This window comes from Vibrio viridaestus (assembly GCF_003856525.1).
Classification (GTDB): Bacteria; Pseudomonadota; Gammaproteobacteria; order Enterobacterales; family Vibrionaceae; genus Vibrio; species Vibrio viridaestus.
Window position 1 is genome coordinate 44,432 of sequence record NZ_RJVQ01000006.1, and the last position, 13,321, is coordinate 57,752.

General features: G+C 41.2%; 10 protein-coding genes. 8 read left to right on the forward strand and 2 right to left on the reverse strand.

Annotated features, from left to right (window positions below; genetic code table 11):
* Positions 1 to 9 precede the first annotated feature (9 nt).
* From hisS to der, 4 genes are all read left to right on the forward strand, one after another.
* A complete protein-coding gene (hisS, locus tag EES38_RS14040; protein WP_124937843.1) occupies positions 10 to 1,278 on the forward strand; it encodes a histidine--tRNA ligase in 1,269 nt (422 codons plus the stop codon).
* 34 nt (positions 1,279 to 1,312) lie between these two features.
* Complete coding sequence (locus tag EES38_RS14045; protein WP_124937844.1) at positions 1,313 to 1,927, forward strand: YfgM family protein; 615 nt, start codon at positions 1,313 to 1,315, stop codon at positions 1,925 to 1,927.
* Positions 1,928 to 1,948: 21 nt separating this feature from the next.
* A complete protein-coding gene (gene bamB, locus EES38_RS14050) occupies positions 1,949 to 3,109 on the forward strand; it encodes an outer membrane protein assembly factor BamB (protein ID WP_439333259.1) in 1,161 nt (386 codons plus the stop codon).
* A 154-nt stretch (positions 3,110 to 3,263) separates the two neighbouring features.
* Positions 3,264 to 4,748, forward strand: a complete 1,485-nt coding sequence (gene der / locus EES38_RS14055; protein WP_124937846.1) for a ribosome biogenesis GTPase Der — start codon at positions 3,264 to 3,266, stop codon at positions 4,746 to 4,748.
* A 453-nt stretch (positions 4,749 to 5,201) separates the two neighbouring features.
* Here the strand turns inward: der and EES38_RS14060 are convergent, their stop codons facing one another.
* Positions 5,202 to 6,173, reverse strand: coding sequence for a DMT family transporter (locus EES38_RS14060; protein WP_124937847.1), 972 nt, complete (start codon positions 6,171 to 6,173; stop codon positions 5,202 to 5,204).
* A 670-nt stretch (positions 6,174 to 6,843) separates the two neighbouring features.
* Here EES38_RS14060 and EES38_RS14065 point away from each other — a divergent pair.
* The gene (locus EES38_RS14065; protein ID WP_124937848.1) at positions 6,844 to 7,062 is read left to right on the forward strand and encodes a zinc ribbon domain-containing protein; all 219 of its coding nucleotides are present in this window, start codon (positions 6,844 to 6,846) and stop codon (positions 7,060 to 7,062) included.
* Here the strand turns inward: EES38_RS14065 and xseA are convergent.
* Positions 7,059 to 8,390: an exodeoxyribonuclease VII large subunit gene (gene xseA, locus EES38_RS14070; protein WP_124937849.1), complete on the reverse strand. Its 1,332-nt coding sequence runs from the start codon at positions 8,388 to 8,390 to the stop codon at positions 7,059 to 7,061. The two genes, EES38_RS14065 and xseA, sit on opposite strands and share 4 nt — an antisense overlap.
* A 210-nt stretch (positions 8,391 to 8,600) precedes the next feature.
* On the opposite strand from xseA, the gene guaB reads away from it, so the two are divergent.
* The 3 genes from guaB to EES38_RS14085 all read left to right on the forward strand — a co-directional run bounded on the left by guaB (position 8,601) and on the right by EES38_RS14085 (position 12,856).
* On the forward strand, positions 8,601 to 10,064 hold the full coding sequence (gene guaB / locus EES38_RS14075; RefSeq protein WP_124937850.1) for an IMP dehydrogenase: 1,464 nt from the start codon (positions 8,601 to 8,603) through the stop codon (positions 10,062 to 10,064).
* 92 nt (positions 10,065 to 10,156) lie between these two features.
* A complete protein-coding gene (guaA, locus tag EES38_RS14080; protein WP_124937851.1) occupies positions 10,157 to 11,734 on the forward strand; it encodes a glutamine-hydrolyzing GMP synthase in 1,578 nt (525 codons plus the stop codon).
* Between the two features lie 180 nt (positions 11,735 to 11,914).
* Positions 11,915 to 12,856, forward strand: coding sequence for a bile acid:sodium symporter family protein (locus EES38_RS14085; RefSeq protein ID WP_124937852.1), 942 nt, complete (start codon positions 11,915 to 11,917; stop codon positions 12,854 to 12,856).
* The last annotated feature ends 465 nt before the right edge of the window (positions 12,857 to 13,321 follow it).

Consider the following 13,321-nt stretch of genomic DNA (forward strand, 5'->3'; position numbering starts at 1 on the left):
GTAACTATCGTGGCAAAAACAATTCAAGCAATTCGTGGGATGAATGACTGTCTCCCAACCCAGTCACCTCTTTGGCAGAAAGTCGAAGGTGCGGTGAAAAATGTTATCAGTGCATACGGATACAATGAAGTGCGTATGCCTATCGTGGAAGTCACTAACCTGTTCAGCCGAGCAATTGGTGAGGTTACTGATGTGGTTGAAAAGGAAATGTATACCTTTGCTGACCGCAATGGCGACAGCCTGACTCTTCGTCCAGAAGGCACGGCTGGCTGTGTACGTTCAGGAATCCAAAATGGTCTGATTTATAATCAAGAGCAACGCTTATGGTATATGGGACCAATGTTCCGTCATGAACGCCCACAAAAAGGTCGTTACAGACAATTCCATCAGTGTGGTGTTGAAGTGTTTGGTCTCGATGGTCCAGATATCGATGCTGAATTGATCATGATGACAGCGCGTATGTGGCGAGATTTGGGTATTGCGGAATATGTTCGTTTAGAACTTAATTCTATTGGTTCTTTAGAAGCTAGAGCTGAATACCGCACGGCTTTGATTGAATTCTTTGAACAGCATGAAGAAGTGCTTGATGAAGATGCTAAGCGTCGTATGTATACCAATCCGCTACGAGTTTTGGATACTAAAAATCCTGATATTCAAGCTATCTTAGGCGATGCACCAAAACTTTCGGAGTATTTGGATGAAGAATCGAAGCTGCATTTTTCTGGTCTGTGTGAACTTCTAGATGCCGCTGGTATCAAATACACTGTTAACGAACGTCTGGTTCGTGGCCTAGATTATTACAACCGCACCGTATTTGAATGGATTACTGAGAGCCTTGGTGCTCAAGGTACCGTTTGTGGCGGTGGCCGTTATGACGGTTTGGTTGAGCAGCTTGGTGGTAAGCCTGCACCAGCAGTCGGTTTTGCTATGGGCCTAGAACGTTTGGTTCTCATGGTTGAAACTCTGGGACTAACAGAGACTCGTCGTAGTGTTGATGTCTATGTTGTTACTGGCGGTGAAGGTACAATGATGAGCGGTATGAAACTCGCTGAATCATTGCGTGAAGCCGTTCCGGGACTTCGAGTGATGACTCATTGTGGCGGTGGTAACTTTAAGAAACAGTTTAAGCGTGCAGACAAAGTAGGTGCTGCTGTAGCCTTGGTTCTTGGCGAAAATGAAGTAGCTGAAAATACTGTGGTATTTAAAGATCTCTCTGGTGGTGAGCAGGAAACGATCGCTCAGGCAGACATCGTGGAAAAAGTGAAAGGGCTGGTTTAATCCCGCTCTTGATGAAGTGTAATGAGGACATAAAGTGGAACTCTACGATACCGAAGAACAACAAGTTGAAGCGATCAAAGATTGGTGGAAACAAAATGGGAAGGCCGTCATCATCGGTACGGTAATTGGACTTGCTGCTATCGGTGGATGGAAGTACTACGAAAATCACACGCAGAAAACTCAAGAATCGGCCTCTCACGCATATACGAACGTGATTTCTACTTTGGATAGTGAAGGTGCGAAAGCTGAATCGACTGTTCAGTCATTTATTGATGGCAATAAAGATAGTCAGTATGCCGTCCTTGCTGCTCTACAATTGGCAAAAGTCCAGATTGAAGCGGGTAACCTAGACGAAGGCTTAGCTCAGCTTGAATGGGCGAAAGGGAACACTAAAGATGAAGCGTTGTCAGCACTGATTAATTTCCGTGCAGCTCGAGTTCAAGCTGAACAGGGTGATTATGATCAGGCAACCAAGTCTCTTGATGCAATCAAAAATGATGATTGGCAAGGACGAGTTCTCGAGCTAAAGGGTGATATTGCGCTTCGCCAGGGTGATAAAGACGCAGCTTACATTGCTTATACAGAAGCTCAGCAAGCGAAAGATGCTAGCCAAACGCTACAAATGAAATTAGATGATTTGGCAAAATAAGGGCACATCTTAATGCGAGAATTGTTGAAAATAAAAAATAAACATTGGTTGGCTATCGCTCTTATTTCAGGAGCTATGATGGGATGTTCTAGTGAAGAAGATTCTATCGTTATGGCTCCCGTTCCTCAGGTGAATAGTCAATTTACGCCTGATGTTGATTGGAGTACCTCAGTCGGTAGTGGCGTTGGACATTATTTTTCTAAGTTAAAGCCAGAATACGCTTATGGAAAAATCTTTGTTGCAAGTCGCGATGGTGAAGTGAGAGCTCTTGATCCTGAAAATGGTAAAGTGCTCTGGTCAAAAGACCTGGAAGTTGGCTCGCCTGTTAAATTAGCTGGCGGCATCAGTAGCGGTATTAACAAAGTCTTTGTTGGTAGTGAAACTGGGGTTATATATGCCCTTGATGCTGAAAACGGCAACGTTGACTGGACAGCGAACGTGTCTGGCGAAGTTTTGGCTGCTCCGACAACTGATGGTTCACTAGTTATCGTCAATACCAGTGAAGGTGAGCTAATCGGTCTTGATCAGCAAGACGGTAAACAGAAGTGGGTAATAAACACTGAAGTTCCTAATCTTACTCTTCGAGGTGACAGCGCACCGGTAGCAGTGTCGGGTGGTGTCTTTTGGGGAACCGCCAGTGGTCGTCTAGCAGCGGCTATATCTGCTCGTGGTCAATTAATTTGGCAACAATCTGTCGGTATACCAAAAGGTTCTACGGAAATCGATAGACTCGTTGATGTTGACTCATCACCACTTGTTCTCGGTGCAACGCTTTACACCGTGGGTTATAACGGACAGTTGATTGCTATCGATCTACGTTCAGGCAAACCAAAATGGAAAAGAACGTATTCATCGGCACTCGATCTCGCTAGCGATGGAGCCAATATATTTCTAGTGACATCAAAGGATCACCTTGTCGCAGTTGATGCTCGTAGTGGAACCGAACTTTGGCAAAACAAAAAGCTTGAAAATCGTCTTGTGACATCCCCAGTAATCATCAATGACTACGTTGTCGTGGGTGACAGTGAAGGGTATCTATACTGGATTGATCGCAATACTGGTGAGTTTGTATCTCAACAGCATGTTAATAATAGCGGCTTTGCCGTCGCACCGATTGTCTTGCCTGATGGCTATTTGATTGTCACTCGTAATGGTGACGTGAAGAAACTGACGATCAAATAATTTTTTGTGATACACTTCGCACCCGGCTCCTGGTTGGAAACAGTCAGGGGCCGTTTTATTGTAATAAAATGTATGTAGGTAAAGGTAAAAATTAATGCTTTTTCATGAGTGTTTACCTATACCTACATAGCAAAAGACTAGTTTAGAGGTTGTTATGATACCTGTTGTGGCTCTTGTTGGCCGTCCGAATGTCGGAAAATCCACATTATTTAACCGATTAACCCGGACCCGTGATGCGCTGGTTGCAGACTTTCCCGGTCTGACGCGCGATCGTAAATACGGTCAGGCTAGGTTAGGTGAACAAGATTATATTGTTATTGATACCGGCGGTATCGATGGTAGTGAAGAAGGGGTTGAGACTAAAATGGCTCAGCAATCCCTTGCTGCTATTGAAGAAGCCGACGTAGTGCTTTTCCTCGTAGATGGACGCGCAGGTTTGACGTCATCGGATGAGGGCATCGCACAGCATCTTCGTCGTATCGAAAAGCCAACATTCCTTGTTGTGAATAAGGTTGATGGTATTGATGGTGATGCTGCAGGAGCTGAATTTTGGCAATTAGGCATGGATAACATGTATAAAATTGCTGCTGCTCATGGCCGTGGTGTTAATGCTCTGGTCGAGAAAGCGCTTAATCCTTTCGCTGAATCGTTAAAAGACTCAGAAGAGGGTGAAATTGAAGATTTAACTGGTTTTATCGACGCAGAAGAAAAACTGGATTATTCGGAAGAAGAAGCGGAAAAAGTATATCAACGATTACAGGAACAACCGATTAAGCTGGCCATTATTGGTCGCCCAAACGTTGGTAAATCTACGCTAACAAACCGAATTTTGGGTGAAGAACGTGTCGTTGTATATGATATGCCAGGAACCACTCGTGACTCTATTTATATTCCAATGGAAAGAAATGGACGTGAGTATGTATTAATCGATACCGCTGGAGTGAGACGACGTAAACGTATTAACGAAACTGTTGAAAAGTTTTCTGTTGTCAAAACGTTGAAAGCGATTGAAGATGCGAATGTTGTTCTGCTCGTAGTCGATGCCCGCGAAAATATTTCTGACCAAGATTTATCGTTACTAGGATTTGCACTTAATGCAGGTCGTTCAATCGTATTGGCGGTTAACAAATGGGACGGTTTGGATACAGATGTAAAAGAGCGAGTGAAGAAAGAGTTGGATAGACGTTTAGGGTTTGTTGACTTTGCGCGTATTCACTTTATCTCAGCTCTACATGGTACTGGTGTTGGACACTTGTTTGAATCTGTAGACGAAGCGTATAAGTCGGCAACCACTCGAGTGGGAACCTCTATTCTAACGAGAATACTTAAGATGGCGACAGATGATCACCAACCACCATTAGTTCGTGGACGTCGTGTTAAACCTAAGTACGCACATGCTGGTGGATATAACCCGCCAATTATCGTGGTACATGGAAACCAGGTCAATGAGTTACCAGATGCCTATAAACGGTATTTAATGAACTACTACCGTAAATCTCTTGAGATTGTGGGAACGCCAATTAAGATACAATTCCAGAGTAGTGATAACCCGTTTGAAGGTAAGACGAACAAGGCGACCTTATCTCAGGAAAGAAAACGTAAACGTCTTATGGATATGGTTAAAAACCGTAAAAAGTAAGCGTTAGAGATAAAACAAAACCCAGGCTTAAACCCTGGGTTTTTTGTTGCGCGTCATCTTCGGAGACGAATGCTACTATCGGAAAGATGAAAATATCGTTATTTTCTGCATAAGTTACATAGTGAGAGTGATTGAAATACGATCTTTTTATTAAATTCTTAAATTTAGGTTAAAAATCAAATTTTAAAGGATATTTATCTTTATATAATCCATATGCAGAACATGTAACTTATGCTTTCGGGGTGTGGTTATATAAAAGTTCTTTTTGGGCTAGATCGCTGATCAAAGTGGATAAAGCTCTCGATCGCAAAAAGATCATAAATAGAGGGGAAATGATCACTTTAATAGTCGCTATAGTAACGAATTGTTGCACAAAGAAAAAGGCGCTTTAACGAAAGCGCCTTTTAAAGGTTGATAGATAGTGAGTGATTGTCGGTTGTTAACGAGAGACGATTACTCTACGTTGCCGGTTGCTGTAGCCAGAGCAAGTTTAGCTTTATTACGTTTGGTATCGTTCACGTATGTCACCATTGATCCAACGAGAATAAGCAGAATACCTGCAATTACATTTTCAGTAAGACCTTCACTCAAAACGATCAACGCGAGGATAGGGGCAAGTGCGGGTTTGATAAAAAATACCATGGAGGCGGTTGAAGCGGATGTTTCTTCCATTGCAAGAAAGTAAAAGCAGAAACCCAAGCCTGTAACAAAAATTCCTAAGTAAACTAGAGATGGAATACTGTGCATGCTCAAGCCTTCTATTATTGGCATATCTGCAAATATTGACAAACCATCTGCTGTTAACCAGTTTGCGACAAATGGAATTTCAGAAATCCACATGAGAACTAATAGCTCTGCTGAACCTGCCACAAAACTTAAGCAAGTAAGTGAAACACCGGTTAAGCCAAATCTGTTTCTACCTCTATGACCAAAGACACCATAAAGAGCAAATGAAACAGCAGAAATCAACGCACATACTATTCCTGCTACGTTGGTTAAATTCATCGGATTTACGATAAATAGAATACCAACAATACTAAATAATAGAGAAATAATTGTGAGTGGAGTGATATTCTCTTTTAGCAGGATATAAGCAAACGGAATGACGAATACAGCATTACAGCTAAACAGAATCGCGACAGTGGATGCCTTGGTGTACATGATAGCTAGCTGAAAGAATGTCATACTGACAACGACGCACAGAAAACCAGACATAGCGAGAAAGTGAACACTTTCTTTAGTGAACTTAAAGTTCGTTTTTCTAAGGCTTTTAATGGCTAGTGGTGCCAATATTATTGCACCAATAATAAAACGCAATAAATTTAATTGCATTGGATTGTATTCACTGGATACAAGTTTAATTGCAATTTCCATTGAACTAAAGAGCAGTGTTGAACCTGCAATATATAGGTAACCCTTATTCATGAAGAACCTCACGTTAAAAGATGTAAAATAAAATTCGATTCTTCAGACAAATTGGTTTTATAACACCAAATAATTTTTAATTTGGCGCAAAAATACAAGTCATTACTAACCTGTTAATAATGATAATACTGAGTGTATTTTTCTACTGGCGGGTGAGAATTGGCTTAGAAATCGACGCAATTTATGAAAGCACCACAGTAGTCTAGGAACCTTATATTATTGTTTTATTGATAGTTCTATTTAACCTCATTTCTATTTTTTATTTAAGATCATCAAAGTTGATCTCACAAAAACGGAAACCAATTTATAGTCTGAATTAATACTGGAGTTACCTTTTTTCTAGCACGAAAAATTAGTTTAGAAACTAAAGTAACTTTAGTATATGTAGTTATGTTACTGCTACGATAAAAAGGTGTCTTGGGGATTTAAAAAGAAAATAACTAAATATTAATTAAAATCAAAATTTCGCAGTTAATAATATTTTTTAACTATGGATTTACAATGATCTATAAATAAAATCTTATAACATAACCAATACATATGTCATTTACAAAAGCCTGTTATATTTTATATTTATGATATCTATAGTTAGTATTTTTGATTACTATGAGTTTTTGTGATTGTTTATAGTAAACTAGTGTTTGTTGTACTGTAACAGAGAGTTGATTAAATGAATGATTGCCCTAAGTGTGACAAAGAGTTGGATTGGGATGGGAAGTATTTTTGTACACAGTGTCGAGTGCACTTTTTAAAGATTGGTATTTGTCCTGACTGCCATAGTGATCTAGAGAAACTCAATGCTTGCGGAGCTGCGAATTATTTTTGTAATCACTGTAATGAATTAAAATCGAAGACGCGGGTCACATTTCGTTTCGATGAAACAGACTAAATTACTTTTGATTTAATAACTGATTTACTTAGAGTTGTTTCAATTGTTTCTCCAGCTACTACCTCTGAGGCGTCTTTAACGACTCTTCCGTCAAGGGTTCTTGTTACTGAATAACCTCTTTTTAGTGTTGCTAGAGGACTAACTGCATCCAAAGTTTCCATTGAAAGAGATAATTGGTGTTGCTTCGCTAAAAGCGTTTTCTTTATAGCATCACAAAGTCTTTGTTGCCTGTTTTCTAGCTGCTGCTGTTGTCGATGAACCTGAGCGATTGGAGATGCATATTTAAGTCGTTGTTCACTACGATCTAAACGTTGCTGTTCTCTTTGCATTCTCTGTGTGACCGCGCGTGATGAGCGTCCCCTTAATTCATCTAATTGCTGCATTTGTCGTTGCAATTGATGCATCGGGTGATGTTTCTCAAGAGCATACTGCCGTTTTTGCGCACGAGAACTCTGAGTTGAAATATAGTAGCGCATCGCGTTAAACAGCTTTTGTTTAAAGTGTTCAAAGCTAGCACTTTTATGGCTGTTATCTCTACTCACCAGCTCCGCGGCTGCTGACGGTGTCGGCGCTCTAACATCTGCAACGAAGTCCGCGATGGTTATATCGATTTCATGACCTACCGCGCTTATTATCGGAATTTGACTGGCTGCAATCGTGCGGGCAACAATTTCGTTATTAAAGCACCACAAATCCTCTAGAGAACCACCTCCGCGACCTACAACAAGAACATCACATTCATTACGCTCATTTGCTCGACCAATTGCCTGAGCAATGCTAATAGACGCATCATCTCCTTGAACCATGGTTGGGTAAATAATAATTGGAAGCGATGGGTCGCGCCGTTTTAGAACATTGAGAATATCAAATAATGCGGCGCCAGTTTTCGATGTAATAATGCCAACGCAACGTGGATGTTCTGGTATGGGCTTTTTCGATGATTGAGCGAAGAGTCCTTCACCAGCTAGCTTTACTTTGAGCTTTTCAAATTCCTGTTGTAGTCGTCCATCCCCTTCGGGTTGCATCGATTCTATAATTAACTGGTAGTCCCCACGAGGCTCATAAAGAGAAAGGCGAGCTTTTACCAAAACTTGCTGCCCATTTTGCGGTTTAAATGTCACACGACGGTTATTCCCGCGAAACATAGCGCATTTAACCTGAGCTCTGGAATCTTTTAAAGTGAAGTACCAATGACCTGAGACTGGAGCTGAAAAGTTAGAGATTTCGCCAAGTAACCAGACAATACCCATCTCGTTCTCAAGGAGTAGACGAACTTCAGCATTGAGGCGTGAAACAGTGAAAATGTTTTGGTTATTAGCAGCTAGCAAAGCGTATTTCGAGGCCGTAAGGATGGAATGTAGCGGCAATATAATACATATCAAGGGGGTAATTGCAAATAAAAAATTAAAAAATGTGTAGTAAAACTGATGTTGCCTCGGTATAATCCCACCGCAATATCAAATCCAAAACACTTTATTACGCGAAACGATAAAGCTTTGGATATTTTCTTTTAACACCTTTGTTGTGAGATATTGCTAATGCTACGAATTGCAAAAGAAGCACTTACTTTTGACGACGTACTACTCGTACCGGCTCATTCAACCGTTCTTCCGAACACCGCCGATCTTCGCACTCGGCTCACTAAAGATATCACTCTTAATATTCCTATGCTGTCAGCATCGATGGATACTGTTACGGAAGCTCGCCTAGCAATCGCACTGGCTCAAGAAGGTGGTATTGGTTTTATTCACAAAAACATGCCTATCGAAGAGCAAGCTCGTCAAGTTCGCCAGGTTAAAATCTTCGAAGCAGGTATGGTGACTTCACCTATCACTGTCGCTCCAGAAGCCACTATTGCTGATGTCATGGAATTGACTCAAAAACACGGCTTTGCAGGGTTCCCTGTGGTTAATGAAAACCAAGAATTGGTTGGTATCATTACGGGTCGTGATGTACGTTTCGTTACGAATCTTCAGAAGAAAGTGTCGGTTGTTATGACACCAAAAGATCGCCTTGTCACTGTTAAAGAAGGTGCATCTCGTGAAGAAGTTCAAGAAAAAATGCATGATGCTCGCGTTGAGAAAGTGCTTGTTGTTGACGATAACTTCAAGCTATCGGGCATGATTACTGCAAAAGATTTCCATAAAGCAGAACGTAAACCTAACGCGTGTAAAGACTCACAGGGTCGTCTACGCTGTGGTGCTGCTGTTGGCGCTGCGCCAGGTAATGAAGAGCGTGTCGCTGCTCTTGTTGAAGCAGGCGTTGACGTTCTTCTTATTGACTCATCTCATGGTCATTCAGAAGGTGTCTTAAATCGTATCCGCGAAACTCGCGCTGCGTATCCAGATCTACAAATTATCGGTGGTAACGTAGCTACAGCTGAAGGTGCACGTGCACTGATTGAAGCTGGTGTAAGTGCGGTTAAAGTAGGCATCGGCCCTGGTTCAATCTGTACTACTCGTATCGTTACCGGTGTTGGTGTTCCTCAAATTACCGCCATTTCTGATGCTGCGACTGTTGCTGATGAATACGGTGTTCCTGTTATCGCTGATGGCGGTATCCGTTTCTCTGGGGATATCAGTAAAGCGCTTGCTGCTGGTGCATCATGCGTTATGGTTGGCTCTATGTTTGCTGGTACCGAAGAGGCTCCAGGAGAAGTTGTATTGTTCCAAGGTCGTTCTTATAAAGCATACCGTGGAATGGGTTCGTTAGGTGCAATGTCTCAGGGTTCATCAGATCGTTACTTCCAATCTGATAATGCTGCTGACAAATTGGTACCAGAAGGTATTGAAGGTCGTATCGCCTATAAGGGTCGCCTTAAAGGCATTATCCATCAACAGATGGGTGGTTTACGTTCATGTATGGGTCTTACTGGCTCAGCGACAATTGAAGATCTTCGTACTAAAGCTCAGTTCGTACGTATTTCTGGTGCGGGTATTCAAGAATCTCACGTTCACGACGTGCAAATTACGAAAGAAGCTCCAAACTATCAGAGACAGTAAACGTAACCGTTTGCTTTTTTACTTGATGACTGTAAGTGAGGCGGGTAAACTCGCCTCGTTTTTTTATAACTCAGCTTTAAAGACGGCTCAAAATGACTAAGAACATTCATGACCAACGAATTCTGATCTTGGATTTCGGTTCTCAATATACTCAGCTAGTAGCCCGCCGTGTTCGTGAGATTGGCGTTTACTGTGAACTATGGAGTTGGGACGTAGATGAAGCGGATATCCGTGAATTCAATCCTAACGGTATCATTCTTTCTGGCGGCCCAGAAAGTGTAACTGAAGAAAACTCTCCTCGTGCACCACAGTATGTATTTGATAGTGGCGTTCCTGTTTTCGGTGTTTGCTACGGTATGCAAACAATGGCGGAACAACTTGGTGGTAAAGTTGCAGGTTCAAATGAACGTGAATTTGGATACGCTCAGGTTCAGGTCGCTGGTGAATCCGCATTATTTGCTGGTCTACAAGACGCTTTGACTGCTGAAGGAGCTCCGCTGCTTGATGTCTGGATGAGCCATGGCGATAAAGTTGTAGAGATTCCATCTGATTTCGTTCAGATAGGTAAAACGGACACTTGCCCATTTGCAGCTATGGCAAATGAAGAGAAGAAATACTACGGCGTGCAATTCCACCCAGAAGTAACTCATACTAAACAAGGTATGAAGATGCTTGAGAATTTCGTTCTTGGTGTTTGTGGTTGTGAACGACTATGGACTTCTGCTTCAATCATTGAAGACGCTGTTGCTCGTATTAAAGAGCAAGTTGGTGATGATGAAGTTATCCTTGGTCTATCTGGCGGTGTTGATTCTTCTGTTGTTGCTATGCTTGTGCATCAGGCAATCGGTCCTAAGCTCACTTGTGTATTCGTAGATAATGGTCTGCTTCGTTTGAATGAAGGCCAACAAGTTATGGATATGTTTGGTGATAAGTTTGGTCTGAACATTATCAAAGTCGATGCAGAAGATCGTTTCCTAAATGCTCTAGAAGGCATCGATGAGCCAGAAGCTAAACGTAAGACTATCGGTCGTGTGTTTGTTGAAGTGTTCGATGAAGAGTCACGCAAGCTGAAAAATGCTAAGTGGTTAGCGCAAGGCACAATTTATCCTGATGTTATTGAGTCCGCGGCTTCTAAAACAGGTAAAGCTCACGTGATCAAATCTCACCATAACGTAGGCGGATTGCCTGACGATATGGAAATGGGATTAGTTGAGCCACTACGTGAACTATTTAAAGATGAAGTACGTAAGATCGGTCTTGAGCTTGGTCTACCATACAACATGCTATACCGACACCCATTCCCTGGACCTGGCTTAGGTGTTCGTGTTCTTGGCGAAGTGAAGAAAGAGTACTGCGACTTACTACGTCGTGCTGATGCTATCTTTATCGAAGAGCTGCATGCTGCAGACTTATACAATAAAGTTTCACAAGCCTTTACTGTTTTCCTTCCTGTACGTTCTGTTGGCGTAATGGGTGATGGACGTAAATACGATTGGGTTGTCTCTCTACGTGCTGTTGAAACTATCGATTTTATGACCGCTCATTGGGCACATCTACCATATGACTTCCTAGGTAAAGTTTCCAACCGCATTATCAACGAGATCGATGGTATTTCGCGTGTTGTTTACGATATCTCAGGTAAGCCACCAGCAACAATCGAGTGGGAATAATCCTAATTTGATAAATAGCTTTGAAAGCCTCTCTTCGGAGAGGCTTTTTTATGTCTTCTCGAAAAGCCATAAAAAACATGTGGTATATAAATCGTGCTTTTTGAGGTAGATTATGCCGCATAAAAATACACCATAAAAACACACCATAAAAACACAACACAAAGTAACACAGGAACGATTATGTTAAGGACACTCACAAATTTATTCCCGCTATGGGCAATAGTATTTTCATTGGCAGCCTATTTTTCTCCCGAAACGTTTACTAGCCTGAAAAGCAATATTGTCCCTCTACTGATGATTATCATGTTGGCGATGGGTTTGACTCTCAAACCAGAAGACTTCGCTAACGTGCTTAAAAATAAAAAGGCCGTAACGATTGGATTGATACTTCAGTTCACTATTATGCCTTTAGTTGCTTTACTTGTTAGCATGGCGCTCGGCTTCTCCGCTGAACTAACCGTTGGTATGGTATTGGTTGGCAGCGTAGCTGGAGGTACATCCTCAAATGTTATGTGCTATCTGGCAAAAGGCGATGTTGCACTGTCTATATCTATGACGGCAATCTCAACACTACTCGGCGTTATCGTTACGCCTTTACTAGTTGAGTTTCTTGCAGGTAAGGCTGTTGATGTGCCAGTGTCTGGTATGTTGCTAAGCTTGGTTAAAATCGTGATGGTGCCAGTACTTATCGGTATTGTGGTTAATTCATTTATGCATTCCGTGACTAAGAAGCTAGAGCCTGTTTTACCATTAATATCAATGTTAGCAATTGTTATGATCATAGCGATCGTTGTTGCGCTTAATGCTAGTCAACTAAGCCAGATTGGTCCTATTGTTGCGTTAGCAGTCATTTTGCATAATTCAATTGGTCTTACTGCAGGCTATTGGATTTGTAAAGCTCTGGGATTCGAGGAAAGAACGTGCCGTACCATTGCGTTCGAAGTGGGACTACAAAATTCAGGTCTTGCAACAGCCCTTGCGATGAAATTCTTCACGCCAGCTTCTGCTGTAGCAGGAACGATTTTCTCAATTTGGCATAACCTCTCAGGCTCAATGTTAGCGGGATATTGGTCGCGTAAACAATCCGTAAAAGGACAGACTCTCGCGAGTGAAGCGAAATAGTTACCCTAAAGCAGAAAGCAGATTGTACAGCCTCCTCATATTGGAGGCTTTTTTATATCTAACTAGCGGTAGTGTTAAGTCAAGACTACTATATATTTATATTAAGGTACTTAATTAAACATATGGGTTAAATATACTAATTAAATTGTTATTAAGGTAGTTGTTAATATATTTAATTATATGCGGTTTACATGTGTTTAGTTCTACTTTAATAGAAGTATTATTAATACAATTATCATTCTATTGGTATCGATTTCATGAGTGATATATAGGTTTTTTTATGGTTTTATAATGATTTAATTTATAGTTTTATGGTTTTTTATTGAGGGTGTTTTAGTAGTAAATCACATTACAAAAAAGTTCATTACTAAATTTTTCTTTTTTTTGGGGAGAATGTTGTCAAATACAGAATGTCATTCTATCTTAAATACTTGAGGTTTGGTGTTTATTTTTTTAAGTGATAAG

Bases quoted from the DNA above. Each gene is read 5' to 3' on its own strand.
- guaB (WP_124937850.1), top strand. From the start codon at position 8,601: ATGCTACGAATTGCAAAAGAAGCACTTACTTTTGACGACGTACTACTC.
- EES38_RS14060 (WP_124937847.1), bottom strand. From the start codon at position 6,173: ATGAATAAGGGTTACCTATATATTGCAGGTTCAACACTGCTCTTTAGT.
- guaA (WP_124937851.1), top strand. From the start codon at position 10,157: ATGACTAAGAACATTCATGACCAACGAATTCTGATCTTGGATTTCGGT.
- EES38_RS14085 (WP_124937852.1), top strand. From the start codon at position 11,915: ATGTTAAGGACACTCACAAATTTATTCCCGCTATGGGCAATAGTATTT.
- EES38_RS14065 (WP_124937848.1), top strand. From the start codon at position 6,844: ATGAATGATTGCCCTAAGTGTGACAAAGAGTTGGATTGGGATGGGAAG.
- der (WP_124937846.1), top strand. From the start codon at position 3,264: ATGATACCTGTTGTGGCTCTTGTTGGCCGTCCGAATGTCGGAAAATCC.